Here is a 25,462-nt window from a genome sequence, read left to right as displayed (position 1 = left end):
ATCTGCGCTGGCAGCTATTTAATTTGTAGCAACCGGAGTTTTTCTCTTTGAGCGTCAAACAGGCCTACGAGGCAGAACTGGCCCAGCGTGGCTACACCGCCGATCCGGCGCAGTTGCGCGCCGTGGAAGCACTGGAGCGTTGTGCTTCTCAGTGGGCAGCGTACAAAGAGAAGCGTTCCAACGCGCTCAAAAAACTCATCAACCGCCCGGAGATTCCGCGCGGCGTCTACATGTACGGCGGGGTGGGGCGTGGCAAGAGCTTTCTGATGGATTGCTTCTACAACGCTGTGCCCTTGAAGCGCAAAACCCGCCTGCACTTCCATGAATTCATGCGCGAGGTACACCGAGAGCTGCAAGAGCTGCAGGGCACGGTGAACCCGCTGGACGAGCTGGGCAAGCGCATGGCCAAGCGCTACCGCTTGGTCTGTTTCGATGAATTCCACGTAGCCGACATTACCGACGCGATGATCCTGCACCGGCTGCTGGCCGCGCTGTTTGCCAACGGCGTGGGCTTTGTCACCACCTCCAACTTCAAACCCGACGACCTGTACCCCAACGGCTTGCACCGCGACCGCATCCTGCCTGCGATTGCCTTGCTAAATGAAAAGCTGGAAGTGCTGAGCGTGGACAACGGCACCGACTACCGCCGCCGCACCCTGGAGCAGGTCAAGCTCTACCATACCCCGCTGGGCCCTGAAGCGGACCAGGAGATGACCAACGCCTTCAACCGCCTGGCCGAGACACAGGATGAAGACCCCATACTGCACATCGAGGCCCGCGAGATACGGGCCCGGCGCAAGGCGGGTGGTGTGGTGTGGTTCGATTTCCGCGAGCTGTGCGGCGGGCCACGTTCGCAAAACGATTACCTGGAAATCGCCAGCCAGTTCCATACCGTGCTGCTCAGCGATGTGCCGCACATGCCCGTGAATATGGCGTCGCCGGCGCGGCGCTTTACCTGGCTGGTGGACGTGCTGTACGACCGCCGCTGCAAGCTGATCATGTCGGCCGCCGTGGCACCCGAGGCCTTGTACACCGACGGCCCGCTGGCCCACGAGTTCCCGCGTACCGTGTCCCGCCTGACCGAGATGCAGTCCACCGAATTCCTGGCGCTGGAGCGCCGTATCGTCGATACGCACATCACATGAAAAAGCCCCTGATTCTTTGTCTCTGTCTGCTGGGGGCTACCTTGGCCCAGGCCCAGACCGATGCCACGGCCGACGCCGAGCAGGCCGAGCGCATCCGCATCCAGTCCGAGCGTGCACAGGTGCAGCAGCGTTTCGACAACGAAGAGGCCCATTGCTTCCAGAAGTTTGCCGTGAACGACTGCCGGGATGCGAACCGCGCCCAGCGACGTGACCAGATGGCCGACCTGCGCCGCCAGGAGATTTTGCTCAACGATGCCGCACGCAAGCGCAAGGGCGCCGAGCAGCTGCAGCGCATGGAGCAAAAAGCCGCCGAAGAAAGCCCGCCGGCCAGTGCCACGCCGGGTGAGAAGAGCGTGGGCAAGGTGCGTACACCCACCCCTTCGACGCCACGCCAACCGCATACCGCCGCCCAGGCCGCGCAAGAAAAAGCCGCCCGCAAAGCCACGCTGGACAGCAAGCAAAAGGCTTTTGAAGAAGCCCAGGCCGCCCGCGCGCGCAAGGCCGCGACGGCCGGGGAAGAGCGTGAGCGCTATCTGCGCAAGCAGCAGGACGCCGCCGAACACGCTGAGCAGACGCGCAAGCGCAACGCTGAAAACACCAAGACGCCGGCGGCACCGCTGCCACCCTGAGGCTCAAACGCAGCCCTTTGAAGTCAGGGCAGCTTCTCCATCCGTACCGTCGGCTCGGCCGTGACGCGTGACAGGTCACGCAAGCCATCCAACAGGTGGTTGGCGAAATAGCTGTTCTGCGTGTCTGGCTCCAGGGCCGCCAACACCAGGTTGCCCAGGGGCTGGCTCAGCGGCACATAAAAGCTGTTTTGCGGCGCATCCACCACCCCCGGTATCAGCGTGACCTTGGTCTGGACGATGGGCGTGCCGTCCTGGATGGTGCCGCGCACGTCTTGCCGGCTGCCTTCGCTGCGGCTGCTTTCCAGGTAGGACTCGCCCATCAGGGCGCCAGGCTCCATCACCCGCATCACTTGCACGCCCAGCATCTGCAGGCGGTCCACGGCCAGTGTGGAGCTGGCCGACAGCCAGTAGCCGCAGGGGCGGCTGCGGGTTTTGGTGTTTTGCAGCTCCAGGGCGGAATTCCAGTCCACCGTGACCTTGCGGTCGGCGCCGGTGTTCGGGTCCAGTAGGGTCAGTGTGTACTGGGCACTGGTGGGGCCGGCTTCCACCACGGCTCTGCCACGGCAGGCCTGGCTGGCTACGTCACGCTCCATATAAGGCCGTAGCTTGTTCAGCTCGTCGCTGCGGCTGGCCGTACTTTGCAGCATGCTGACCATGGCCGTGACCTGGGTGTGCACGCGGCGCTGGATGTGCTGGCGGCCAAGGCCCACGCCCCGGGTCTCGACCAGCATGCTGACTGTGTTTTTCAGGCCGTTGACATTGCGCCCGGTATCGGGTTGCGTGCCGCCCATGGAGACCAGCAGGTCGTCCGCCGTGTTGCTGGTGGTGTAGTACCACTCGCTGCTGAGCTTCTGGTCTTTCAGGGCGCTCAACAAGGGGCGGCGAAACCACTCCTCAGAGGCCCGGGTCAGAAATTCGGGCAGGTTAGCCGTCATGGCGTACTGCAGCAGTGCATCGTACTTCTGGATGCCACCAAACTTCTGCAGGTAGCGGCCAGCCACCGTGTATTCATGCGCGTCTACCACCACCATGGGCTGGTAGCTGCGCTCCAGCTGGGCCAGGGCGCGGGCTTCGGGGGTGTTCAGCAGCAGGTGGTCGCGATTCATGTCGATGCCGTTGGCGGTGGCGCGCTGGTTGGCGGCGGCTCCATCCGGGTTGGCGCGTGGCACGATGATGACGTTGATCTTGTCCAGCAAGGGCTCCAGCAGGCCCTGGCTGAGCTCGCGGGCCACCACCAGCAGCGCTTCGCTGCCGGCGGGTTCATTGCCATGCTGCTGCCCCACCAGCAGTACGGTGGGTCGCCCGGTGGCCAGCACCGTAGGGGCGTCGGGGCTGGAGGCCCGGGTTAGCAGCAGGGCCACCAGGGGCGAGCCTTGCTGCGACTGGCCCATGGACAGTACTGTGGCCTTGACCCCCTGGCTGGGGTGGTCTGCCAGCTCGTTGAGCCAATCGATGATTTCCGGGTTGGTGGTAAAGCTGTTGCGTCCGCTTTGCAGGCCGGGTGTGCTGTAGGCCAGCGACGGGGCAGGGAAGCGCGCAGCCACTGCCGGGCTCTCTGTGGCGTCGGCACCGGCACCGGCATCGGCAGGCGTGGTGATCTGCGGGGTGTTAACCGGGCTGGCCACGGCCGCAGGGAGCTCTGCCGCTGGCTTGCTAGGTGTGGGTGCCGGTGTCGGCGCGGTGCGTGTCGGCGCAGCTGTGTCGGCGGACGAGGGCCAGGGCGGCAGCGGCGTGGACGAGCAAGCAGCTTGCAGCAGCACTAACGCGGCAAGGCAGGCCGCATAGACCGGGCGGGTGGCAGGGAGCACGGGAGAGGCGGTGCGCATACGAGGTGTCATGGTGGCCAAACTGCTCTGCTATGGGATGCGGCATGTTAACGGAAGGTATCGGTAATCCTCAGTCCGCTGGCAGCACATTGTGGGGGGCATTTGCGGGCTGCACACCGGCGGAAACTGAAATCGGCGACAGTGTCGGCATGTGTACTGTCGTATGGTTCAAGAAAGATTTGCGGGTGGCCGACCACGCGCCATTGGCTGCCGCTGCGGCTTTGCCCGGGCCGGTGCTGGGCCTGTTCGTGCTGGAGCCGGAATGGCTGCACAGCCCCGAGTGCGATAGCCAGCATGTGGAGTTTGCGTTGCAGTGCCTGGCGGAGTTGCGCCAGGCATTGGCTGTGCGCGGCTTGCCACTGCTGGTGCACGTGGGGCCGGTGCTGGAGGCGCTGGCACAGCTGCGGCGCAGCCATGGCGTGGCGCATCTGCTGAGCCATGAGGAAACCGGCCCGGGCTGGAGCTATGCGCGGGACGTGGCGGTGGCCGACTGGTGCCGCGCCCACGGTATCGCCTGGCAAGAGTTTGCGCAGACCGGCGTGGTGCGCCGCCTGCGCTCGCGCAACGGCTGGGCCGAGCGTTGGCAGCAGCGCATGGGCCAGCCCCAGGTTGATATGCCGCCGGGCTGGCGAGGCCCTCGGGTGGCGCTGACCGATCTGCCCACCTTGGGCCAGCTGGGCCTGCAGCCCCATGGCCGCCGCGTGCAGGCCGCCGGCGAGGCAGCGGCGCACGGCGTTCTACAGAGCTTTCTGCACATGCGGGGCGGGGCCTATGCGAAGTCCTTGTCCAGCCCTTTGACCGCTGAAGACGGCTGCAGCCGCTTGAGCCCGCACCTGGCGTTTGGCACACTGTCCGTGCGCCAGGTCTACCAGGCCACGCAAGTGCGGATACGCGCCGTCCGCGAGGCGGGTGATGGGGAAGATCGCCATTGGCTGGGCGCGCTGCGCAGCTTTGCCGGGCGCCTGCACTGGCATTGCCATTTCATGCAAAAGCTGGAGGACGCGCCCCAGATCGAACAGCAGAATTTTGCCCGCGTGTACGACGGCCTGCGTGAAGACGATTTTGACGCTGGGCGGTTTGACGCCTGGTGCGCCGGCCAGACCGGCTACCCGATGGTGGACGCCTGCATGCGCAGCCTCAAAGCCACCGGCTGGCTGAACTTCCGCATGCGGGCCATGCTGGTGTCTTTTGCGTCCTACCATTTGTGGCTGCACTGGCGCGAGACCGGCTTGTTTCTGGCGCGGCAGTTTCTGGACTTCGAGCCCGGCATCCATTGGTGCCAGATGCAGATGCAAAGCGGCACCACCGGCATCAACACCTTGCGCATCTACTCACCCACCAAGCAGGCGCAAGACCACGACCCGGTCGGCGTGTTCATCCGTCGCTGGGTGCCCGAATTGGCCAACGTGCCCTTGTCTCTGCTGCCTACGCCGTGGCTGATGGGCGCGGCGCAGCAGCGTGCGGCAGGCTGCGTGATAGGCCAGCATTACCCCGCGCCCATCGTGGACGACGCGGCGGCAGTGAAACAGGCCAAAGAGCGGCTCTACGGCCTGCGCGGCACCCCGAAAGCCAAGGCCGAGGCGAACGCCATCCAGGACAAGCATGGGTCGCGCAAAGCTGGCTTGCCCACCACTACCGGCAGCAAGCGCAACCGACCGCCACGTACGCCAGCGCCGTCAGCCCAGCTCGACTTGTTTTGACCACTATTGCTGCTTATCAGCGCTGACCTATTGATTGTTCAGTGCCAACATCTGTTAGCCCTGTCGGATTTTTTGACAACTGCCTTGGTTGCCGTGCAAATTTTCCGCGCAAGTTGATGATTTAAAAAAACTATTTTGACGTGGCACACATGGTGCTGATAACGGCGGGAAACACCCCTCCCATTCAATATTCAAGAAAAGTTATTCGGCCATGCGCATCAAAAAGATCTTCACCGCTTTGTCTCTTAAGCATTTGTGCCTTGCCGCCGGCATGGTGGGGGCCCTGGTAGGCACTTCGGCGCATGCGGTTCCAGTGCCTGTAGGAACAAGTGCAAGTGACGATTTGATTTACAACTTTAGCTTACCGAAATTGCCCAATGGGGCCTATCAGCTTATCCGCTTGGATGTTTCCGGGGCTGCGTGGGATCATTTATCTGTAGATATCGATATCTTTGGTGATTTAGATGGAGTAGGGCTGCAACGTTCGTTCTTATCCCAGCGTTTCAATCGACAACTGCTAGTTTTGGGCTCCTTAGAATCCATACCGGAATTATTGGACGGGGTGTTTTCTATTGGATTTCGCGTTAGCGCTGCGAGTGGCGATTTGGATTCGGTGAGGATTTTTGCTTCTGATTTAGACCGTAGCAATTTTGTCTTCAGCGACGGCACCCCGGTTGTTGCAACTTCGACCGTCCCGGAACCCAACTCTATTGCCTTGGTTGGGCTGGCTTTGGTTGGCTTGGCAGCTGTGCGTCGTCGCTGGAGCTGAACCTTGGGCAGTTATGCCATCGAATGCGTGCGCCGAACCTTGCTCGCAACCAGGTATCTGGTGAAGTGGTCTTCGCTGGCGGGGAATGGTCGGTAACTTATTGAGAGTAGAAGGCCCGGTGAATTGGGTTTTACCGCAGTTCATATCTCCACTTAGGCCCATTCCTGAAATCCCTGCAACCACAAAGTTGCAGGGATTTTTTGTTTGCGGCAGGTGCAAGCGATGGATAGGCATGCGTGCCCGCATGGCGTCACCGTGGTGGGCATAAACCGGTAGGCGCAGCTTGACCGTGCCAGTAGGTGTGCAACTGTGGGCAACTATGTTGGTGAAAAATAGCTCTGGCGCATGTTCTGTATGCGGTAGTAGCTACGAATTTAATAGCAATTCCCACTAGCGTCCACACCTACCGTACTAGGGGCCGCACGGTCGTAAACCCACCATCCACCGCTATCACCTGTCCGGTGATACGCGCCGCGCCGTCGCTCAACAGCCAGGCCATGGCATCAGCCACCTGCACGGCGGTCTGTACGCCGCCCAGCGGGTATTGCTTGCCTGCGCCTTCACGCATGGCGTCCATGCGCAGCATGCTGGCGGTCATGGGGGTGTCGGTCATGCCGGGAGCCACGACGTTGACGCGCAGGCCTAGCGGGGCGTAGGTCGCGGCAGCGCTGCGGGCTAGGGCTTCTATGCCGCCTTTGGCTGCGGCAATCGCCTCGTGGTTGGCCACGCCTATGCGCGACACCACGCTGGACGCCAGCACGGCGGCACCCGGTAGCTTGGCTACGCGCAGAGCTTCCACCCAGGCTTGCAGCATGAAGAAGGCGCTGTCCAGGTTGATGCGCATCACCTCGCGGTACTGGGCTGCCGTGCTGCGGTGCAGGGGCGCAATCAGTGTGCTGCCCACGCAGTGGGCCAGCAGCGTGGGCGGGCCGCCCAACTGGGCTACGCAGGCGGCGATGGCTTCTGCCGCGCCTTCGGGCGTGGTGGTGTCGGCGGCGATGTGCGCATCGGCGGCTACCTCGGCCAGCGTGGCGGCGTCGCGGCCCACGGCTGCTACGCGGTGGCCGGCCAGGCGTAGCTGGGCTACGACTTCACGGCCTATGCCACCGCGGGCGCCGGTCACCAGGGCTATCTGGGGGGAGGTTGTGGGTGTCGTCATGGGCGTCTCTTTCTGGGGGAGGGTCAAACAAGGGGCCTGCCGATAGGCCGGTCAAGCCGGGCAGGTCGCGCAAATGCGGGTTGCTGCGGGTGCTGCGCGTCCACCACTGGGAGAACGAGGTGCATGGGTGGGCCACTTCGGCGAACAGGGTGGGGGCTGGCTGCACCTGGGCGATGGCGCCCAAATCAATATGCGGGTCGGCCACGGTGCGCACCGAACGCGCGCCGCGCAGGGCCTGTTGCAGCGCGGCGGTGTCGGCATGCCAGCGCAGGTCGGTCAGCTCGGCCATGCGGGTGCTGACAAAGCTCCAGCGCAGGTGGCTCCAGGGCCAGGTGCTATGAAATTCTGCAAGGTAGATGCCGATGCACAGCGTGCCAGCCGGCAGATCCGGCGGCAGGCGCAGCGCCCACGGGTGGACCAGCCAGACGTCGCGGCCAGCGACCAGTGCGGCATCGGGTGCAGTGGCGTCTGGTGGGGTGTGAGTTACTGCGGGTTCGTCTACGCCTAGTGCAGCGGCTGGGCTTGTCAGTGCCTGCGGGCTGCGGGCGATGGCGTCCAGCGCTTCGTACGACGTGTCGATAACGCTGCCGGGGCTGTGCCAGTCGGGTGGGGCAAATTTGGCCACGTTCTCGGCGTTGAATAGATAGGGCTTGCTGCTGCCAGTGCCCGCCACCCACTGCCAGCTCAGGTGGTTGCTGGCCAGGTTGCCGTCTAGCAGGTGGGCAATCATCCAGTCGGCGCCGGCGCGCCAATGCACTTTGCGGATGTGCACCACGTAGCTGGCCAGCCACAAGCGCGCATGGTTGTGCAGGTAGCCTGTGGCATACAGCGTGCGCACTGCGGTGTCGATAGCGGGTATGCCGGTGCGCGCCTGGCGGATGTCTGCGGGTACTTCGGGGGCGTAGCTGCTGTCGGGCAGCGGGCCAGCATGCAGCGACTGCAAGATGCCTGCGCCCCGGTGCCCCCACGCATGCTGAAAGTACTCGCGCCAGCCCAGCTGGAAAACGAATTTGTGCTGCATGTCCAGCCTGTGCTGCGCGGCCACGCTGGCCAGCACCTCGGGCAGGGTGAGGAGGCCGTGGGTGATGTACGGCGACAAGCCGGTCACTGCACCGTCTATGGCATTGCGGCTGCGCGCATAGTCGGCAGGGCGCACGGCCTGCATAAGGGCTTGTGCCCTTGCCAAGGTGGGAGTGTGGAGCGTCATGTCAGCCAATACGTCGAAGGACCGTGACGCTAACACCCCCTAAATGCCATGGCGGGCCGCTGCGCTATTTACCCCCACAGTGCCATCGCGTATAGCGGCGGCGCGCTCGGCGACGGCCTGCTTTTGCGCGTCGCTCAGCCGGGCCAGGTTTTTGACCTGCAAGGCCATGCGCGGGTTGGTGGACAGCAGCTTTTCGTGGCGCGCCAGAAAGTCCCAGTACAGCGTGGTGTAGGGGCAGGCCCGCTCACCTTCGCGCTGGGCAGGGTCGTAGCGGCAGCTGGCGCAGTGCTGCTTGCTGCCCATGCGCTCGATGTATTTGCCGGTGGCGATGTAGGGCTTGCTGGCCATCAGCCCACCGTCGGCATACATCGCCATGCCCAGGGTGTTCGGCAGCTCTACCCATTCCACCGCATCGACGTAGACCGACAAATACCAAGCGTGCACCTGCTGTGGCTCCACGCCCAGCAGCAGGGCGAACAGGCCGGTCACCATCAGCCGCTGGATGTGGTGGGCGTAGCCGTGGGCCAGGGTTTGGGTAATGGCGTCCCGCAGGCAGGCCATGTCGGTCTGGCCGGTCCAGTACCAGGCGGGCAGGGGCTCGTGTGCCTGCAGCGCATTGCGCTCGGCGTAGCCGGGCATTTGCGTCCAGTAGATGCCGCGCACGTATTCTCGCCAGCCCAGGATCTGGCGCACAAAGCCTTCAACACAGGCCAGCGGTGCGTGGCCGGTTTCATAAGCCGCTACGGCGGCGGCCACCACCTCGCGCGGGTCCAGCAGCTTGAGGTTCAGCGCAGCGGAGATGTGCGAGTGGTAGAGCCAGGCCTCGCCCGGCCACAGCGCGTCCTGGTAGCGGCCGAACAGCGGCAGGCGCTGTTGGATGAACGCGTCCAGCGACTGTAGTGCCTGCGCGCGGGTGACGGGCCAGGCAAAGCTGTCCAGCGTGCCGGGGTGGCTGGCAAAGCGGGTGTTGACGAGCGCGATGACTTGCTGCGTGGTGGCATCGGGCGCGAAGGTGCTGCGGGGTGGCACGGCGCCGGGGCCAGCCTTGCCAAAGGCTTCGCGGTTCTCGGCGTCGAAGTTCCACTGGCCGCCTGCGGGCTGGTCGCCTTCCATCAGCACGGCGTGCTGTTTGCGCAGGGCGCGGTAGAAGTATTCGAGGCGTATGGTCTTGCGGTCTTTGGCGTGAGCGGCGAACTCGCGCACGGTGGCGTAGAAGTGCCGGTCGTCGCGCACGTCCAGGGGGATGCTGGCTTGCCGGACTACGGCCTGGACAGATTTAAAAACACGAAAATCGCCTGGGGCGCAGAGAATGATTGCGCGAGGCGCTAGTTTTTCTATAGCATGCAGCAGTTCGGCCGCCAGGCTGCCGCAGTTGTCCGGCTGGTCGATGCGGGTGTAGTGCAGCGGTAGATCTGCAGCTTGCAGGGCCTGCGCAAAGTGGCGCATAGCTGTCAGGAAGAGCGCGATGCGCTGTTTGCTGGACCAGATGTGGGTGGACTCTTCGGCCACCTCGGCCATCCACACCGCGTCCTGCGCGGGGTCGAAGCCATCGAAAGCCGAAGAGTCCAGGTTCAGCTGGTCGCCCAGCACAAGCACCAGGTGCCTAAGCATTTTTTGCCTTGCGGCAGGCGTCTGAACAGTACTTCACCTCGTCCCAGGTTTTGGCCCAGCGTTTACGCCAGGTCATGGTACGGCCACAGGCTGCGCAGAGTTTGCTCGGCAAGGACTGTTTGTTGCCTTTGAACGAGGTAGGTGGCATGGAGCGGAATTAACCCTTCTTGGCCCAGGCGCTGCACCAGCCCTTGGCTGCGACCACTTTGCCAGCGAACAGCGGGCAGGCACCGGTGGCGTCGCCGGCCTTGCCTTGGTACAGGGCGCAGCTGCCGCAGTTTTGGCCGGCGGCGTACTTGGGGTATTTCTTCACGTCAGCCTTGGTGCCATCGGTCACATAGCCGAGTGCAGCGGCTTGGGGGTCTTTGTCATCGACCTTGGCTTGGGCGCGTGCCAAAGTGCTCAGTGCGGCTCCGCCGGCGGCGACTGCCATCAAAAATACGCGTCGTTGGGTCTTCATGGGGTTTCCTTATGAGCGCCCGCTTAAAACTGCGGACGGCTGCCGTCAATAGCAACGGCAGCCGCAGCATACGCACATCAGGCCATGAGGCTACTGACGAAAATCAATGCCCGGCGGTTTAACTCTGCTACTGTCGCGCAAACTATTCTCATTCGTTTTGTGAGCCTCGGTGCGCCCAACCGGTAGTGTGTTTTTCGACAAAACTGAACAGCTCGTACATCGCCATGGCCATGGCGCCCACCACCATCAGGCCGGCAAAGGCCAGGCCCATTTGCATGGATGACCCGGCCGAGATCAGCAGGTAGCCAATGCCCTCATTGGCGGCGGTCATCTCCGACACCGTGGTGCCCACAAATGCCAGCGTGATCGCCACCTTTAGCGAGCCGAAAAAGTAGGGCATGGAACGCGGCAGGCCGACCTTGACCAGCACATCCCAGCGCTTGGCCCCCAGTACGCGCAGCACGTCTTCCAGCTCGGGCTCCAGCGTCGCCAGGCCGGTGGCGATGTTCACCATGATGGGGAAGAAGCTGATCAGGAACGCCGTCAATATCGCCGGCCCGGTGCCAATGCCAAACCACACCACCAGAATGGGCACGAAGGCCGCCTTGGGCAGGGCGTTAAAGGCCGTCATCAGCGGGTAAATGGCAGCGTAGGCCAGGCGCGAGCTGCCGACCACAAAGCCTAGCAGCACGCCGACCACGATCGCTAGGCCAAAGCCGGCCATGGTCACCCAGTAGGTGCGCCAGGCGTGGAGGGCAATCGGGCCTTTGAATTCCACCAACTGGGTGGCGATGCGCCAGGGGCTGGGGAAGATGAATTCCGACACGTCGAAGGCGCTGCAGATGCCCTGCCATAGCAGCACGATGGCGACCAGCAGCACCCACGGTGACCAGCGTTCCAGGGTCTTGGCGTTCATGGCGAGGTCTTTCGAATGCTGCCGATATGGCCGCGCAACTCGTGCACGATGTCGCTGAATGCGGGGGTGTAGGTCAGCTCCAGCTCGCGCGGGCGGGGCAACTCAATCTGCTTTTTGACGATGAAGCGGCCCGGGCTTTTGCCCATCACGTAGACCGTGTCGGCCAGGAACACGCTTTCGCGCAGGTCGTGCGTCACCAGGATCACGTTGAAGCGCTGCTCGGTCCACAGGTCGCGCAAGATGCACCACAGCTCTTCGCGGGTGAAGGCGTCCAGCGCGCCGAAGGGCTCGTCCAGCAGCAGCATCTTGGGCTGGTGGATCAACGCGCGGCAGATGCTGGCGCGCTGCTGCATGCCGCCCGACAGCTGCCAGGGGAACTTGTCTTCATAGCCGGCCAGGCCGACCTTTTGCAGCAGCGCACGGGCGCGCTCCACATACTCTTTGCGCTTGGTCTTGAAGTTGGAGCGGTAGGGCTCGACGATCTCCAGCGGCAGTAGCACGTTGTCCACCGTTGTGCGCCAGGGCAGCAGCGACGGCGCCTGGAAGGCCATGCCGGAAATCTTCAGTGGGCCGGTGACCGGCTGGCCGTCGATGCGGATGTGGCCCTTGGACGGCATCTTCAGCCCGGTGGCCAGCTTCATAAAGGTGGACTTGCCGCAGCCCGAGGGGCCAACGATGGCGATGAACTCGCCTTGTTGCACCTGCAGGTCAATGGCCTCCACCGCAAACTGGTTTTGCGCCAGCAGCGCGTCGTTATAGGCCAGCCAGACGTCCGAGAAGTCTACAAAAGGTGTTTGCACAAATTTATAAGAAATAGGCCGCTAGCGCAGGATATATCTGCGCAGGCAGCTATTGAAAAGATAGTAGCTACTTCTTGACCGGCAGTACATTCAATTCGGCGGTGCTGGGCAAGAAGCTGCCGTTCCACACCGCGTCCGGGTTCACGCGGGTCTTGGTGGCAAAGGCGTCGGACACCTGCGAGGCCATCAGCGACAGGCGTGGCGGCGTGGTTTTGCCAAAGCCTTCGGCGTGCGCGTTGGGGGTGTTGATGGCGGTGTCGATGGCCATGTTCAGGCGGCGTAGTTCCAGCGCGCTGTTGATGATGCCGTCGCGGGCTTTCACGTCCTCAATCGCGGCGGCAGGCTTGGCGATCACGTCCTTCATGCCCTTGGCAAAGGCCTGCAAAAAGGCTTTGACGGCGGCCGGGTTCTCTTTGACCAGCTTGGGCGAGGCGATGATGGCGTTGCCGTACAGCTTCACGCCAAACTGCGGGTAGGGCAGGACCAGCACGTCCTCGGACTTGGTGCCGCGGGCTTCCAGGTTCAGCAGCGAGGTGAAGGTGAAGCCGGTGATGGCGTCCACGTCGCCGCGTACCAGCATTGTTTCGCGCAACGGTGGGTCCATGCTGGTCCATTGCACGCCGGTGATGTTGTTGGCCTTGGCGAAGATGGGGAAGGCGCGGCGGCCAGCGTCGAACACCGGGGCACCCAGCTTTTTGCCGCTGAGGTCGGCAGGGTTCTTGATGCCGGACTTTTTCAGCACCATCACCGAGGCGGGCGTGTCGGCGTAGACCATCATCACGGCGACGGGCTTGTTGGCTGCGTCGGGGTTGTTGGCGTGGAACTCCATCAGTGCCGCCATGTCCGCAAAGCCCATGTCGTAGGCGCCCGATGCCACACGGGTGACGGCGCCTCCCGATCCGTTGCCGGCATCAATGGTCACGTCCAGCTTGGCGTCCTTGAAATAGCCCTTGGCTGCGGGGGTGAGGAACAGGGCGGCAGGGCCTTCAAAGCGCCAGTCCAGCTGGAATTTGATGGGCGTGGTCTGGGCAAATACCGGCACGGTGGCCAGCAAGACGGCGCAGGCCAGGGCAGACTGCAAAAAGACGCGTTGGGTCATGGGGGCTCCAGAAACAGAGGTTTCCTGCATTAGAGCAAAAAAGGTGCCCAAGCCCATAAAAAAACGCACCGTGTAGGTGCGTTCTTTGAGACCCTCGGTTGCCCGAGGGGCGTTGGCACTTATTTGTGCACGGTAGCAGCGTTGGCTACGGCCAGTGCCGTCATGTTGACCACGCGGCGCACGGTGGCCGATGGGGTCAGGATGTGGGCGGACGCGGCGGCACCCAGCAGGATCGGGCCCACGGTCACGCCCTGGCCGCCGGTCATCTTCAGCACGTTGAACAAGATGTTGGCAGCATCCAGGTTCGGGCAGACCAGCAGGTTGGCTTCGCCGTGCAGATTGGTTTCGGCGTCCATCAACGAGGCTTCGCGCATGGTTTGCGACAGGGCCGCATCCCCTTGGAGCTCGCCATCGGATTCGATGTCGGGCGCCATGGCCTTGAACAGCTCGTGGGCCGCGCGCATTTTGCGGGCCGAGGGGCGGTCCGACGAACCGTAGTTGGAGTGCGACAGGAAGGCCACCTTGGGTGGCAAACCGAAGCGGCTGACTTCGTCGGCCGCCATGACGGCAATACTGGCCAGTTGCTCGGCTGTCGGGTCTTCGTTCACAAACGCGTCGGTGATGAACAGGGTATGCTTTTCCAGCATCAGCGCGTTCAGCGCGGCGAAACCGGAGGCGCCTTTCTTCAGACCGATGATGTCGCGGATGTGCTGCAGATGGCCTTCGTAGCGGCCCAGCAGACCGCACAGCATGGCGTCGGCATCGCCCAGTCGCACCATCAGCGCGGCGATGGTGGTGTTGGAGCGGCGCACGGCGGCCTTGGCCACGTCTTGCGACACGCCACGGCGGCCCATCAGGCGGTGGTAGGTTTCCCAGTACTGGCGGAAGCGGGAGTCGTCTTCGGGGTTGACCACTTCCACGTCCACGCCGACGCGGATGCGCAGGCCGGCCTTGAGGATGCGGGCCTCGATCACGGCGGGGCGGCCGATCAGGATGGGGTGGGCTAGGTTTTCGTCCACCGCCAGCTGGGCGGCACGCAGTGTGCGTTCGTCTTCACCTTCGGCATAGGCTACGCGCTTGGCGTTGGCGGGCACAGCCTTGGCAGCGCTGAACACCGGGCGCATGAACATGCCGGTTTGGTAGACAAAGCGCGACAGGCTTTGGCGGTAGGCCTCCATGTCCTTGATGGGGCGGGTGGCCACACCGGACTCTTCAGCGGCCTTGGCCACGGCGGGTGCAATGCGCAGTATCAGGCGCGAATCAAAGGGGGTGGGGATCAGGTAGTCGCTACCGAACACCAGTTCCTTGCCGGCATAGGCGGCGGCCACTTCTTCGCTGATGTCGGCCTTGGCCAGGTCGGCGATCTGGCGCACGCAGGCCAGCTTCATGGCTTCGGTGATCTTGGTGGCGCCGCAGTCCAGCGCGCCACGAAAGATGTAGGGGAAGCACAGGACGTTGTTGACCTGGTTCGGGTAGTCGGAGCGGCCGGTGGCGATGATGCAGTCCGGGCGCACGGCCTTGGCCAGCTCGGGGCGGATCTCGGGCTCGGGGTTGGCCAGCGCCAGGATGATGGGCTTGGCAGCCATGGTCTTGACCATCTCGGCCGTCAGTACGCCGGCGGCGGAGCAGCCCAGGAATACGTCGGCTTCATTGACCGCGTCGGCCAGCGTGCGGGCCGAGGTGTCTTGGGCGTAACGCTCTTTGGACGCGTCAAAACCACCGGCGCGGCCGTGGTAGATCACGCCCTTGGAGTCGCATACAAACACGTTTTTGCGTTGTACGCCCAGGCCAACCATCACGTCCAGGCAGGCGATGGCAGCGGCACCAGCGCCGGAAACAGCCACCTTGACGTCTTCAATCTTCTTGCCAACCAGTTCCAGGCCATTCAGCAGGGCGGCGGACGAGATGATGGCCGTGCCGTGCTGGTCGTCGTGGAACACCGGGATGTTCATGCGCTCGCGCAGCTTTTGCTCGATGTAGAAGCACTCGGGCGCCTTGATGTCTTCGAGGTTGATGCCGCCCAGTGTGGGCTCCATGGCGGCGATGATGTCCACCAGCTTGTCAGGGTCGTTTTCGGCCAGTTCGATGTCGAACACGTCGATGCCAGCGAACTTCTTGAACAGGCAGCCCTTGCCTTCCATCACCGGCTTGGACGCCAGCGGGCCGATATTGCCCAGGCCCAGCACCGCTGTGCCGTTGGTGATAACGCCAACCAGGTTGCCGCGCGAGGTGTATTCGGCGGCCAGGGAGGGGTCACGCTCAATGTCCAGGCAGGGGTAGGCCACACCCGGCGAGTAGGCCAGCGACAGGTCGCGCTGGTTGGACAGCGGCTTGGTCGGGGTGACGGAAATCTTGCCCTTGCTGGGGGTGCTGTGGTATTCCCGTGCGGCGTCGCGCAGAGCCATTTCGGCAGGGGAAATTTCTTTGGCCATTGATTGTGTCCTCGAAGAATTTTTATGAAAGGCAAGCCTAACGCAAGCTACAGGCCATAAACATTGTGGAGCCTACTTACGCTGCGAAAAGTTATGCGAAGCGTGTATGGGGTTATGCGGCTGGTGCACGCAGTCCGCCAGCTTGCGCGCAATCGACTGGTGGCGCTGCGCAGGTCTTCCAGGTCCCGCCGTTTGTCGGCGCGCTTGGCGTGCGACTTCAGCCTGCAGATCAGCGTGCAGCCCGGCTTCGCGTGCTCTGCTGCTGTTCCGCAGGTGACATTGACAGCCCGGATACGCTTTGTGTGGCTTATCTCCGTTGGTACAGTGTCATGCCTGGGACATAAACCAGACACAATTATTAACAAATTTGGAGACACGATGAAAACCCACAACCTCAAACATCTATCGGCGCTCATCGCCGCGCTTTTTGCAGGTAGCGCCGGCGCGTCGGGCTTCCAACTGCTGGAGCAAAACGCCAGCGGCATTGGCAATGCCTATGCCGGCTCTGCGGCGGTGGCCGATAACGCTAGTACGGTCTACTTCAATCCGGCCGGTATGACCGAGCTGAAAGACCGCGAATACTCGATAGGCGCGACTGCTATCAAGCCCAGCTTCAAGTTCCAGAACCAAGGGTCCTCGGTCGGCACGCTGGCCACTGCAGGCTCGGGCGGCGACGCCGGCCACTGGGGTGTGGCACCTAATGGCTACCTGTCGTGGAAGCTGCAGGACGGGCTGTACGCTGGTATCGGCGTCGGCGCGCCGTTTGGCTCCAAGACCGACTATGAGTCGCCCTGGACCGGCAGCGCGCAATCGAACCAATTCGATGTCAAGACCTACAACATCAACCCGTCGATCGCCTGGAAGGCCAATGATGTTGTCTCTTTGGGCTTTGGCCTGAACTGGCAGCGCCTGACGGCGGACTACTCGCGCCGACTCGCGGTGGTGCCAACCGTGCCGCCAGGCTTGCCTGGCAACACGCCGCTGGCACTGAGCATTGACGACAATGCCTGGGGCTGGAACGTGGGTGCGCTTATCAAGCTCGCGCCTGCAACCAAGGTTGGTGTGTCGTACCGCTCCAAGATCAAGTACGACCTCACGGGCACGCTGACGGGTGGCAGCCCGTCGGCCGCAGTGAACGCGGCGATTGGCGCCAACGTCAAGGCCAGCGTGACCTTGCCCGACACCTTCATCGCCAGCGTGGCGCACCAACTCAACCCGAGCTGGGAGTTACTGGGTGACCTGTCCTGGACCGGCTGGAGCAGCATTCCCAAGATCGACATCGTGCGCACTTCGGGCGCGGCCGCAGGTACCGTGGCGCAGACCCTGGATACCGAGTTCCGCGATACCTGGCGCGTGGCGGTGGGTGCCAACTATAAGTACAACGATGCCTGGAAGTTCAAGTACGGCGTAGCCTATGACCAGACCCCGGTCAAGGGTGCCAGCACGCGCCTGGCTTCTTTGCCGGACAACAACCGTATCTGGCTCTCGACCGGCGCGCAGTGGAAGCTCTCCCAAGCCTCCACGTTGGACTTCGGTTTGGCCTATCTGTACTTGAAGGACGCGCAGATCCAGAACAACCAGGCGGCTGCCGGCCGTGGCGCCTTGAATGGCACTTACAAGGACAGTGGTTGGGTCATGGGCCTGCAGTACTCGCAGAGCTTCTGATCGTTTGAGCCATTGCGCGGATGCGTCCGCGCTTTGACGACAAAAAGCCCTGAGCCGCATTGCGCGGTTCAGGGCTTTTTTGTATTTTGAATGCAGTGAGCGACTACGCCAGCAAGTCGCACAGCGTGCGCGCAATCACCTTGGTGGCGCGGCGCAGGTCTTCCAGGTCCAGCCTTTCGTCGGCACGCTTGGCGTGGGACTCCAGCACAGTGCGCGGGCCGGCACCGTAGATGACGCCAGGAATACCGGCTTCGGCATACAGCCGCACATCGGTGTACAGCGGTGTGCCCATGGCCGGAATGGCCTCGCCAAACACGGCCAGGCCGTGCTTCTGGATGGCTTGGACCAACGGCGCGTTGCCGGGCAGGGGGCGCATAGAGCGGGCCAGCAGCAGGCGCTTGATGTCCACCGTGATGCCGGGTTGGCTGGCCGCCGCGTCGGCAATGATTTTGCGGATGTTGGCTTCGACCTCGACCGGGTTCTCCTCGGGGATCATGCGGCGGTCGAGCTTGAATGTGACCTTGCCGGGCACCACATTGGTATTGGTGCCGCCAACGATGGTGCCTACATTCAGGTAGGGGTGGGTGATGCCTTCTACCTGGGAGGTGATGTTTTGGTACAGCGTGTTTTGCGCGTACAGCGCGTTCAGGATGTGAACTGCGCCATTCAGCGCATCGACACCGCTGCTAGGGATGGCCGCATGGGCCATCTTGCCGTGCACGGTGACTTCCATTTGCAGGCAGCCATTGTGCGCGGTAACTACTTGGTAGGAGAAACCGGCGGCGATCATCAGGTCGGGCTTGGTGATTTTGTTTTTCAGCAGCCAGCCGGGGCCGAGTTCGCCGCCAAATTCTTCGTCGTAGGTGAAGTGCAGCTCCACCGCGCCTTGCAGCGGCAGGCCCAGGGACTCCAGTGCCCGCACCGCGAAGGTGAAGCTGGCGAAGTCGCCTTTGCTGACGGCGGTGGCGCGGCCGTAGATTTTGCCGTCTTTGATTTCTGCGCCGTAGGGGTCGTGCGTCCAGCCCTCGCCGGGAGGTACCACGTCGCCGTGGGCGTTCAGCGCAATGGTTTTGCCCGGGCCATAGGCGCGGCGCACCACCAGGTTGGTGATGGACTGCATGCCGGCGGCCTGTACTTCGGCTGCCGGTACGGCGTGCTTTTCTGCGATGAAGCCAAAGCCTTGCAACAGCTCGGCGGTGCGCTCGGCGTGGGGGGCGTTATTGCCCGGCGGCGTGTCGGTGGGAACCTGGATCAGCGCTTGCAGGAATTGGACTTCGGCGTCGAAATGGCTGTCAATCCAGGTGTCCAGGCGGGAATAATCAGCAGTGCTAACGGTTATGGCGGTCATGGGAGTTCGGTGGCGAGTTGGGTCAAAAGCTGGGAGAAGGCATCCACTGCCAGCTGCATATCGTTGTTGGTGCTGCTTTCCAGCGGGTTGTGGCTGATGCCGGAGTTTTGGCCGCGCACGAACAGCATGGCCTGGGGCATGATTTCATGGAGCTTCATGGCGTCGTGGCCAGCGCCACTGGGCATGCGGTACAGGGGCACGCCCAGGTTGTCCACCGCATGTTCCCAGCGCTTCTGCCAGGCAGGTGCGCTGGGGGCGGCGGCGGCGCGCATGGCCTCGACCAGCGTATGGCGCAGGCCACGGCGTTCGCAGATGGTTTGCAGTGCGGCCACTACGTCGCTAGCCAGTGCGTCGCGCTGCGCATTGTTCGGCGCGCGCAGGTCCAGGCTGAACTGGCACAGGCCAGGCACGACGTTGATGGAGCCGTTGGGCACCTGCAGCATGCCCACGGTGCCGACTGAGTCGCCATCGCGCGCGGCACGTTGCTCTACAAACAGCGCCAGTTCGGCCACGGCTGTGGCGGCGTCGCGACGGCGGTTCATGGGGGTGGTACCAGCATGGCAGGCAACGCCCTGGACCTCGCCTGTGTAGCGCACGCTGCCGTTGATGGAGGTGACGATGCCCAGCGGAATATCCAGCTCGTTGAGCACCGGGCCCTGTTCTATATGGACCTCGACAAAGCCCAGGTAATTGGCTGCCTGGCGTTGCAGGGCCGGGATGTCTTCTATCCGCAAGCCTGCATGCTGCATGGCGGAGCGCATGCTGATGCCGTCGACGTCGGTCTGGTCCAGCCAGCTGGGGTTGAAGTCGCCAATCAGTGCGCCCGAACCCAGGAAGGTGGCTTTGTAGCGCTGGCCTTCTTCCTCGGCGAAGCCGACCACCTCCAGGTGAAAGGGCAGGCGCTTACCTTGGCGTGCCAGTTCGCGCACGCACGCCAGGGGCACGTAAATGCCCAGGCGGCCGTCGTATTTGCCGCCGTTGCGCACGGTATCAAAGTGGCTGCCGGTCAGCAGCGTCTTGGCATGTGGCGTTGTAGCGTGGTAGCGGCCCACTACATTGCCCATGGCATCGATAGACACCTCGTCAAAGCCGCAGTCGCGCATGGTGAGCACGATCTGTTGGGCGCAGGCACGGTGCGCATCGGTCAGGTAGGTGACGGTGAGCTGGCCTTTTTCGGCGTAACCGGGGTCGGTGTGGACGCTGAGCGCTTCCTGCCAGTCCCACACGAGATTGCCCAGTACGGGCGCGCTGCCAAAGGCGTCGTCCAGCCGGATTTCGACGATGCGGTGGATGTTGCGCAGTGCCTCGGCTAATTCAAAGTCGGCCGAGTTGCGCAGTCGCCGCTGGAAGGTGTCGATGATTTCCTGCTTGCGCAGGCCGATGCCGCGCGGGCCGCGCACGGCCAGGATGAAGGGGAAGCCGTTGTGCGCGCGGTAGTCGGCATTCAACTGCTGCAATAGGGCCAGCTCTTCGGGCGTGCAGCGGGTCAGGCCGGCCTGGTTTTGCTCGTGGGTGGACTCGGCCGTCAGGCCATTGGCCTCCATGGCCTTGCCCGCCAGGTCGGGGTGGGCGCGTATCAGGTCCAGCTGGGCCTGGTTGCCAGCTGCGGCCAGTACCTGCACCATGGCGTATTTGAATTGCGCCAGCGAGCGGAACGGGCGCTGCTGCAGCGCCTGTTCGGCGATCCACGGCGAGTGCTCGTACAGGCCCGGCAACTGCTGCAACACGGTCTCCAGTGGAGCCGTGTTGAGGAAATCTAGCGTCAGTGGCATGCGCGGCTCAGCCTTGGAACGGGTGGGTTTCGTGCCAATGGCGGGCGATGTCGATGCGCCGGCAGATCCACACGCGCTCGTGGCTTTGCACGTAGTCCAGGAACTTCTGCAGAGCGCCGAAGCGGCCTGGGCGCCCGAGCACGCGGCAATGCATGCCGATGCTCATCATCTTCGGGGCTTCATCGCCCTCGGCGTACAGCACGTCGAAGCTGTCCTTCAGGTACTGCAAGAAGTGGTCGCCGGTGTTAAAGCCCTGCACCTGCACGCAGCGCATGTCGTTGGTGTCCAGCGAATAGGGTACGACCAAGCGGGGTTCTACGGTGCCGTCGCTCTTGGTGGTGGGCATCCAGAACGGTAGATCGTCGCCGTAGTAGTCGCTGTCGTAACTGAAGCCGCCTTGGTCGGCCAGCAGGCGGCGGGTGTTGGGGCTGTCGCGGCCGGTGTACCAGCCTTGGGGCCACTGCCCACCGGTGAGCTTGCGGATGATTTCAGCGCCTATCGCCATGTGCTCGCGCTCGGTGGCTTCGGGCAGGTTCTGGTAGTGGATCCAGCGCCAGCCGTGGCAGGCGATTTCATGGCCCAGGTCGATAAAGGCCTGGGTCAGCTCGGGGTGGCGCTCAAGGGCCATGGAGACACCGAAGATAGTCAGCGGCAGGCCGCGCTTTTCAAATTCACGCAGGATGCGCCAGCTGCCCACCCGCGAGCCGTACTCGTACATGGACTCGATGGTCATGTGGCGGTCAGGGAAAGGCTGGGCGGTGATCAGCTCGGACAAAAATGTTTCCGACGCGGCGTCGCCATGCAGCACGTTGTTTTCGCCGCCTTCTTCGTAGTTCAACACAAATTGCACAGCGATCTTGGCCTGGTTGGGCCATTGCGCGTGGGGCACCTTGCGGCCATAGCCGATGAGGTCGCGGGGGTAGTTGCTGTGGTGGGTGGATGTCTCGGTCATAGGGCTCCTCAAGCACAAGTCAGGCCAGTGCCATTGCGATGTCGTTACTGGGAATTTTGCGGTCGAAGGACAGGCTGGCCTCCACGTGTTGCAGGTGTTCGTCCATCAGGCGTACGGCCAGGTTTTCGTCCTGGTCGGCGAGTGCCTGTATCAATGCGCCGTGTTCTTCGCTGGAGTGTTCGGCGGCACTGTCGGGTTGGTACATCAGGGTGATCAGCGAGCAGCGCGACAGCAGCTCCACCATCATCTGCACCAGCACGTCGTTGCCCAGCAGCTCGGCCATGCGGATGTGAAAGTCGCCCAGCAGCTCGGCGCGGTTGCTGTTGTCCTGGGTTTGGAGGGCGGACTTCTCCAGCGCGGAATGGTCGGTCAACACCTTGAGCTTGGCCGGCGTCATGCTGCGGGCCAAGGCGCGGGTGATTTCCGCCTCCAGCATGCGGCGCACGGCGAAGACCTGGCGCGCCTCGGCCACCGAAGGCGCGGCTACGAAGGCGCCACGGGCGGGTTCCAGGCGGATCAGGCCGTTTTGCGACAGCTGGAACAGGGCTTGCCTTACCAGGGTGCGCGAGACGCCAAAATGGTCGGCCAGCTTTTGCTCGGCCAGCTTGGTGCCGGGGTGCAGCCGGTGTTCCACAATGGCCTTGGTTAGCGCTTCGACGATCGTATGGGTGTTGGTGGTACTTGCTTCCATGCATCCATAATAGCGGAAATACCGAACTGTATACACATCTGTTTTACGTTTTGAAACCGTTTTTGTGGAGATATCTATGGGATTGAGCACGCACGTTTTGGACACCATGCATGGCTGCCCGGCCGCTGGTATGGCGGTGGATTTGTATGCCACCCAGGGTGACAGCAGCACTTTGCTGCAGCGCCATGTGCTGAACCATGACGGCCGCACGAACGCGCCGCTGTTTGACAACCACACGCTGCAGGTCGGCACCTACAGGCTGGTGTTCGACGTGGCAGCCTACTTTGCGGCGCGCGGCGTGGTGTTGCCGCAACCGCAGTTTTTAAACAAGGTGAGCCTGGATTTCGGCGTGGCCGATACCGCGCAGCACTACCACGTGCCTCTGCTGGTCAGCCCCTGGAGCTATTCGACCTACCGGGGGAGTTGATAGGTTTTTAAGAGAAATGGGCCGCTGGCGCAGTATTTACCTGCGCTGGAAGCTATGTTTTTTGTAGCGTGTCTACAGTTGGCCTTCGGTCAGTGTGTCCAGCTGGAACTGGCCGCTCTTGTCCCACAGCCAGGTATCGGTGTAGGTGACCTTGCCCATACGGGACGGTGGAGGGTAGGGTGCTGCGGCACGCACGGTGCGTTCGATCTCGGTAACCACCTCGGGTGCGTGGCGTGGCGCGCGCATCCAGTGCAGGCCGGTGACCATGCCGTTGCGGTCCAGGTGCACCTCCAGCACGCCGATCGCGTACAGATTGGCTTGCAACTTGCCTTGGAATATGCGTTCTGCATTGCGGTCGTACAGGTGGCGGGCGGCATCGCGCCGGTAGTCGCGCGGATTGGTGGCGGCGGAGATCTTGGGCGGTGCAGGCTGGGCCGGGCGAGGGCTGCTGGGCGCAGCGGTGTTGGGTGGCGAAGGCGGGCTAGGTGTGCCGGCTGGCTGGGGTGCTGGTGTGGAGTTACAACCCGCCACCAAGGCCGCAGCGGCTGCGGACAGGCCGGCTAGTTTCAAACGCAGGTATTTGAGTTGCTTTTTCATTATTTTGAAGGCTTGGGGCAGTGCGCGCAGCCGTGCATACTGCTTTCTTGGCCAGATTGCTTGCTGTGACACATATTGACGTTTTACTCCACCACTTGCAGTCCAAGGCTGCGGTGCTTATCTGCGTAGAGTCTACCCAAGGCTCGGTGCCGCGTGAGTCCGGGACCTGGATGGCGGTGTTTGTCGACCATCTGGTGGGTACGATAGGCGGCGGCCATCTGGAGTTCCAGGCCATCGCTGAAGCCCGGGCGCGCTTGCGGGTCGGCGAGGTCCCCGTAAAGACTTTGCGCTACCCCCTGGGGCCCAGCCTGGGCCAGTGTTGTGGCGGCGTGGTCTACCTGCGTTTTGAGTCCATCGCGGCGGCGGATGCACCGCGCCTGCGCCAGCAGTGCGCCCAACAGCTCAGGCCGGTGGCCTTGTTTGGTGGTGGCCATGTGGGCCATGCGTTGGTGCAGGTGGTGGCGCGCCTGCCATTCCAGCTGAACTGGATAGATAGCCGCGACGGTATCTTCCCCGCTGATCTGCCGGCGCATGTGCATTGCGAGCACTCCGACCCGGTACAAAAGGCAGTGGCCGATCTGCGGCCCGGCAGCCAGGTGCTGATCATGAGCTTCAGCCACGCCGAAGATCTGGACATCGTGGCGGCCTGCCTGCAACGCCAGCGCAGCCAGGGCGACCTGCCTTTTATCGGCCTGATCGGCAGCCAGACCAAATGGGCCAGCTTTCGTCAGCGGTTGCTCGCCCGAGGCTTTGACGAGGCCGAACTGGCCCGGGTGACCTGCCCGATCGGCGTGCCGGGCATTACGGGCAAAGAGCCCGAGGTGATCGCGGTCGCGGTTGCGGCACAGTTGTTGCAAAGCCTTAACTCTTGATTAATCCATAGAATCACAGGTTCAGGTCGCAGCGGTGCAAGGCTTTCTCTCACAGCTTTTGTTCGCGACCTCGTTTTGCCTACAGTGCCCGCAGTGGTAGGCAGAGAAATTACTGGTGCCCCGTGCGGGTGCCATCAAGGGTGAGAGTGCACATGGAAAGTTATTACCTCGACTGGGCCAACCTGCTGCTGCGCTGGGTCCACGTCATCACCGCCATCGCATGGATTGGCTCTTCTTTTTACTTTGTCTTTCTCGACAGCAGCCTGACTCCGCCGGTCGACGACGACCTCAAAAAACAAGGTGTGAGCGGCGAGCTGTGGGCCGTGCACGGCGGCGGCTTCTACCACCCGGTGAAGTTCGCCGGGGCGCCGCCGCAGCTGCCCAAGCATCTGCACTGGTTCTACTGGGAGAGCTATTCCACCTGGCTGACCGGCTTCTCGCTGTTCACCGTTTCCTATCTGTGGAATGCCAGTACCTATCTGATCGACAAGTCGCTGATGAACTGGTCGCCCGGCGCGGCGATTGGTGTGGCGCTGTCGTTCCTGGTGGTGTTCTGGATGTGCTACGACAGCATCTGCCAGCTGTTTGGCAAGCGCAAGCATGGCGACGCCATCGTCGGCGCACTGGTGGCGGTGCTGGTCTGCGTGGCGGCCTGGCTGGCTTGCCACTGGTTTGCTGGGCGTGCAGCCTTTCTGCTGGTGGGCGCGATGATTGCCACCACCATGAGCGCCAATGTGTTCTTCTGGATCATCCCGGGCCAGCGCACCGTGGTGGCCGCCATCAAGGCCGGCCAGCCAGTGGACCCGATCCATGGGCAGCGCGGCAAGCAGCGCAGCGTGCACAACACCTATTTCACGCTGCCGGTGTTGTTTGCCATGCTGAGCAACCACTACAGCTTTACCTACAGCCACCCGCAGAACTGGCTGGTGCTCGTGCTGATGATGTTCGCCGGTGCGGCCATACGCCAGTTCTTCGTGATGCGCCACGGCTATTTGCTGGGTCGCAACCGCCATCCTTTGGCGTATGCCCTGGTTGGCCTGGCGGTGATCGTGGGGGCCATTGTGTGGATGCGGCCTGCGCCCGTGGATGCTACAAGTTCCGTAGCTACTCCCGCAGGTAGTACAAGCGCTTCGGCCGTATTTTCTTATGAAAAAATACAGCCCGTGCTGGCCCAGCGCTGCTATATGTGCCACGGTCCCCAGGTGCAAATGAAGAATGTGCGCTTGGACTCACCGACCGCCCTGCAGCAGCACGCCCAGGCGGTGTACCAGCAGGCAGTGGTGACGAAAATCATGCCGATGAACAACGCCACCGGCATCACCGATGCCGAGCGCGCGATGATCAAACAGTGGTTCGAAGCCGGCGCCTCCACCCAGTAAGGCGGT

Annotated in this window: 23 protein-coding genes; 8 read left to right on the top strand and 15 right to left on the bottom strand. The window is 63.0% G+C overall.

From position 1 onward, the window contains the following. The first annotated feature begins 47 nt into the window (after window positions 1-47). Complete coding sequence (zapE, locus tag AC4BBN_RS16355) at window positions 48-1,145, top strand: cell division protein ZapE (protein WP_490593064.1); 1,098 nt, start codon at window positions 48-50, stop codon at window positions 1,143-1,145. After that, window positions 1,142-1,774, top strand: a complete 633-nt coding sequence (locus AC4BBN_RS16350) for a hypothetical protein (RefSeq protein WP_490593063.1) — start codon at window positions 1,142-1,144, stop codon at window positions 1,772-1,774. The genes zapE and AC4BBN_RS16350 overlap by 4 nt, the downstream gene beginning before the upstream one ends. A 23-nt stretch (window positions 1,775-1,797) precedes the next feature. Here AC4BBN_RS16350 and AC4BBN_RS16345 read toward each other — a convergent pair whose 3' ends face one another. Next, window positions 1,798-3,600: a M14 family metallopeptidase gene (locus AC4BBN_RS16345; RefSeq protein ID WP_490593062.1), complete on the bottom strand. Its 1,803-nt coding sequence runs from the start codon at window positions 3,598-3,600 to the stop codon at window positions 1,798-1,800. A gap of 149 nt (window positions 3,601-3,749) precedes the next feature. On the opposite strand from AC4BBN_RS16345, the gene AC4BBN_RS16340 reads away from it, so the two are divergent. Next, window positions 3,750-5,300: an FAD-binding domain-containing protein gene (locus AC4BBN_RS16340; protein ID WP_490593061.1), complete on the top strand. Its 1,551-nt coding sequence runs from the start codon at window positions 3,750-3,752 to the stop codon at window positions 5,298-5,300. 211 nt (window positions 5,301-5,511) lie between these two features. Continuing rightward, on the top strand, window positions 5,512-6,069 hold the full coding sequence (locus AC4BBN_RS16335) for a PEP-CTERM sorting domain-containing protein (RefSeq protein ID WP_490593060.1): 558 nt from the start codon (window positions 5,512-5,514) through the stop codon (window positions 6,067-6,069). A gap of 403 nt (window positions 6,070-6,472) precedes the next feature. Here the strand turns inward: AC4BBN_RS16335 and AC4BBN_RS16330 are convergent, their stop codons facing one another. From AC4BBN_RS16330 to AC4BBN_RS16290, 9 genes are all read right to left on the bottom strand, one after another. Next, window positions 6,473-7,228, bottom strand: coding sequence for an SDR family NAD(P)-dependent oxidoreductase (locus tag AC4BBN_RS16330; protein ID WP_490593059.1), 756 nt, complete (start codon window positions 7,226-7,228; stop codon window positions 6,473-6,475). Continuing rightward, complete coding sequence (locus AC4BBN_RS16325) at window positions 7,161-8,435, bottom strand: FAD-binding domain-containing protein (RefSeq protein WP_490593058.1); 1,275 nt, start codon at window positions 8,433-8,435, stop codon at window positions 7,161-7,163. Before AC4BBN_RS16325 ends, AC4BBN_RS16330 begins: the two co-directional genes overlap by 68 nt. 39 nt (window positions 8,436-8,474) lie before the next feature. Next, window positions 8,475-10,046: a cryptochrome/photolyase family protein gene (locus AC4BBN_RS16320; RefSeq protein ID WP_490593057.1), complete on the bottom strand. Its 1,572-nt coding sequence runs from the start codon at window positions 10,044-10,046 to the stop codon at window positions 8,475-8,477. Further along, the gene (locus tag AC4BBN_RS16315) at window positions 10,039-10,194 is read right to left on the bottom strand and encodes a DUF2256 domain-containing protein (protein ID WP_490593056.1); all 156 of its coding nucleotides are present in this window, start codon (window positions 10,192-10,194) and stop codon (window positions 10,039-10,041) included. The genes AC4BBN_RS16320 and AC4BBN_RS16315 overlap by 8 nt, the downstream gene beginning before the upstream one ends. Before the next feature lie 9 nt (window positions 10,195-10,203). Then, entirely contained in the window at window positions 10,204-10,506 is a 303-nt protein-coding gene (locus tag AC4BBN_RS16310) for a high-potential iron-sulfur protein (protein ID WP_490593055.1), read from the bottom strand. Window positions 10,507-10,654: 148 nt separating this feature from the next. Next, a complete protein-coding gene (locus AC4BBN_RS16305; protein ID WP_490593054.1) occupies window positions 10,655-11,422 on the bottom strand; it encodes an ABC transporter permease in 768 nt (255 codons plus the stop codon). Continuing rightward, the gene (locus AC4BBN_RS16300) at window positions 11,419-12,222 is read right to left on the bottom strand and encodes an ABC transporter ATP-binding protein (RefSeq protein ID WP_490593053.1); all 804 of its coding nucleotides are present in this window, start codon (window positions 12,220-12,222) and stop codon (window positions 11,419-11,421) included. Before AC4BBN_RS16300 ends, AC4BBN_RS16305 begins: the two co-directional genes overlap by 4 nt. Window positions 12,223-12,289: 67 nt before the next feature. Beyond that, complete coding sequence (locus AC4BBN_RS16295) at window positions 12,290-13,321, bottom strand: ABC transporter substrate-binding protein (protein WP_490593052.1); 1,032 nt, start codon at window positions 13,319-13,321, stop codon at window positions 12,290-12,292. Window positions 13,322-13,440: 119 nt separating this feature from the next. Beyond that, window positions 13,441-15,753 carry an NADP-dependent malic enzyme gene (locus AC4BBN_RS16290; protein ID WP_490593051.1) on the bottom strand — a complete coding sequence of 771 codons (2,313 nt, stop codon included), beginning with the start codon at window positions 15,751-15,753 and terminating at the stop codon, window positions 13,441-13,443. Between the two features lie 378 nt (window positions 15,754-16,131). On the opposite strand from AC4BBN_RS16290, the gene AC4BBN_RS16285 reads away from it, so the two are divergent. Then, window positions 16,132-17,418 (top strand): OmpP1/FadL family transporter, encoded by a 1,287-nt coding sequence (locus tag AC4BBN_RS16285; protein ID WP_490593050.1) that lies wholly within the window; start codon window positions 16,132-16,134, stop codon window positions 17,416-17,418. A 103-nt stretch (window positions 17,419-17,521) separates the two neighbouring features. On the opposite strand, the gene AC4BBN_RS16280 is transcribed toward AC4BBN_RS16285, so the two are convergent. From AC4BBN_RS16280 to AC4BBN_RS16265, 4 genes are read right to left on the bottom strand one after another with little or no spacing between them, the layout of a single operon-like run. Then, window positions 17,522-18,766 (bottom strand): M20 family metallopeptidase, encoded by a 1,245-nt coding sequence (locus AC4BBN_RS16280; RefSeq protein WP_490593049.1) that lies wholly within the window; start codon window positions 18,764-18,766, stop codon window positions 17,522-17,524. Then, window positions 18,763-20,538, bottom strand: a complete 1,776-nt coding sequence (gene uraD, locus AC4BBN_RS16275) for a 2-oxo-4-hydroxy-4-carboxy-5-ureidoimidazoline decarboxylase (protein WP_490593048.1) — start codon at window positions 20,536-20,538, stop codon at window positions 18,763-18,765. The genes AC4BBN_RS16280 and uraD overlap by 4 nt, the downstream gene beginning before the upstream one ends. Before the next feature lie 7 nt (window positions 20,539-20,545). After that, window positions 20,546-21,490, bottom strand: coding sequence for an allantoinase PuuE (puuE, locus tag AC4BBN_RS16270; protein WP_490593047.1), 945 nt, complete (start codon window positions 21,488-21,490; stop codon window positions 20,546-20,548). 19 nt (window positions 21,491-21,509) lie between these two features. Beyond that, a complete protein-coding gene (locus AC4BBN_RS16265) occupies window positions 21,510-22,181 on the bottom strand; it encodes a GntR family transcriptional regulator (RefSeq protein WP_490593046.1) in 672 nt (223 codons plus the stop codon). A 76-nt stretch (window positions 22,182-22,257) separates the two neighbouring features. Here AC4BBN_RS16265 and uraH point away from each other — a divergent pair, with 76 nt between their 5' ends. Beyond that, window positions 22,258-22,608, top strand: a complete 351-nt coding sequence (gene uraH, locus AC4BBN_RS16260; protein WP_490593045.1) for a hydroxyisourate hydrolase — start codon at window positions 22,258-22,260, stop codon at window positions 22,606-22,608. A gap of 72 nt (window positions 22,609-22,680) precedes the next feature. On the opposite strand, the gene AC4BBN_RS16255 is transcribed toward uraH, so the two are convergent. After that, the gene (locus tag AC4BBN_RS16255; protein WP_490593044.1) at window positions 22,681-23,205 is read right to left on the bottom strand and encodes a hypothetical protein; all 525 of its coding nucleotides are present in this window, start codon (window positions 23,203-23,205) and stop codon (window positions 22,681-22,683) included. Window positions 23,206-23,270: 65 nt separating this feature from the next. Here AC4BBN_RS16255 and xdhC point away from each other — a divergent pair, with 65 nt between their 5' ends. Beyond that, window positions 23,271-24,077 (top strand): xanthine dehydrogenase accessory protein XdhC, encoded by an 807-nt coding sequence (gene xdhC / locus AC4BBN_RS16250; protein WP_490593043.1) that lies wholly within the window; start codon window positions 23,271-23,273, stop codon window positions 24,075-24,077. Between the two features lie 152 nt (window positions 24,078-24,229). After that, window positions 24,230-25,456 (top strand): urate hydroxylase PuuD, encoded by a 1,227-nt coding sequence (locus AC4BBN_RS16245; RefSeq protein WP_490593042.1) that lies wholly within the window; start codon window positions 24,230-24,232, stop codon window positions 25,454-25,456. Window positions 25,457-25,462 lie beyond the last annotated feature (6 nt).

The sequence above is a fragment of the Rhodoferax sp. SPJ21 genome, from assembly GCF_058216335.1.
This window is presented reverse-complemented; position numbering and strand designations above follow the sequence as displayed.

Coding starts and splice junctions, on each gene's coding strand:
- AC4BBN_RS16295 (WP_490593052.1), bottom strand. CDS start 13,321: ATGACCCAACGCGTCTTTTTGCAGTCTGCCCTGGCCTGCGCCGTCTTG.
- AC4BBN_RS16280 (WP_490593049.1), bottom strand. CDS start 18,766: ATGACCGCCATAACCGTTAGCACTGCTGATTATTCCCGCCTGGACACC.
- AC4BBN_RS16330 (WP_490593059.1), bottom strand. CDS start 7,228: ATGACGACACCCACAACCTCCCCCCAGATAGCCCTGGTGACCGGCGCC.
- AC4BBN_RS16325 (WP_490593058.1), bottom strand. CDS start 8,435: ATGACGCTCCACACTCCCACCTTGGCAAGGGCACAAGCCCTTATGCAG.
- AC4BBN_RS16345 (WP_490593062.1), bottom strand. CDS start 3,600: ATGCGCACCGCCTCTCCCGTGCTCCCTGCCACCCGCCCGGTCTATGCG.
- AC4BBN_RS16320 (WP_490593057.1), bottom strand. CDS start 10,046: ATGCTTAGGCACCTGGTGCTTGTGCTGGGCGACCAGCTGAACCTGGAC.
- AC4BBN_RS16335 (WP_490593060.1), top strand. CDS start 5,512: ATGCGCATCAAAAAGATCTTCACCGCTTTGTCTCTTAAGCATTTGTGC.
- AC4BBN_RS16255 (WP_490593044.1), bottom strand. CDS start 23,205: ATGAAAAAGCAACTCAAATACCTGCGTTTGAAACTAGCCGGCCTGTCC.
- AC4BBN_RS16310 (WP_490593055.1), bottom strand. CDS start 10,506: ATGAAGACCCAACGACGCGTATTTTTGATGGCAGTCGCCGCCGGCGGA.
- puuE (WP_490593047.1), bottom strand. CDS start 21,490: ATGACCGAGACATCCACCCACCACAGCAACTACCCCCGCGACCTCATC.
- uraD (WP_490593048.1), bottom strand. CDS start 20,538: ATGCCACTGACGCTAGATTTCCTCAACACGGCTCCACTGGAGACCGTG.
- AC4BBN_RS16350 (WP_490593063.1), top strand. CDS start 1,142: ATGAAAAAGCCCCTGATTCTTTGTCTCTGTCTGCTGGGGGCTACCTTG.
- AC4BBN_RS16290 (WP_490593051.1), bottom strand. CDS start 15,753: ATGGCCAAAGAAATTTCCCCTGCCGAAATGGCTCTGCGCGACGCCGCA.
- AC4BBN_RS16265 (WP_490593046.1), bottom strand. CDS start 22,181: ATGGAAGCAAGTACCACCAACACCCATACGATCGTCGAAGCGCTAACC.
- AC4BBN_RS16340 (WP_490593061.1), top strand. CDS start 3,750: ATGTGTACTGTCGTATGGTTCAAGAAAGATTTGCGGGTGGCCGACCAC.
- AC4BBN_RS16305 (WP_490593054.1), bottom strand. CDS start 11,422: ATGAACGCCAAGACCCTGGAACGCTGGTCACCGTGGGTGCTGCTGGTC.
- AC4BBN_RS16315 (WP_490593056.1), bottom strand. CDS start 10,194: ATGCCACCTACCTCGTTCAAAGGCAACAAACAGTCCTTGCCGAGCAAA.
- AC4BBN_RS16285 (WP_490593050.1), top strand. CDS start 16,132: ATGAAAACCCACAACCTCAAACATCTATCGGCGCTCATCGCCGCGCTT.
- uraH (WP_490593045.1), top strand. CDS start 22,258: ATGGGATTGAGCACGCACGTTTTGGACACCATGCATGGCTGCCCGGCC.
- AC4BBN_RS16245 (WP_490593042.1), top strand. CDS start 24,230: ATGGAAAGTTATTACCTCGACTGGGCCAACCTGCTGCTGCGCTGGGTC.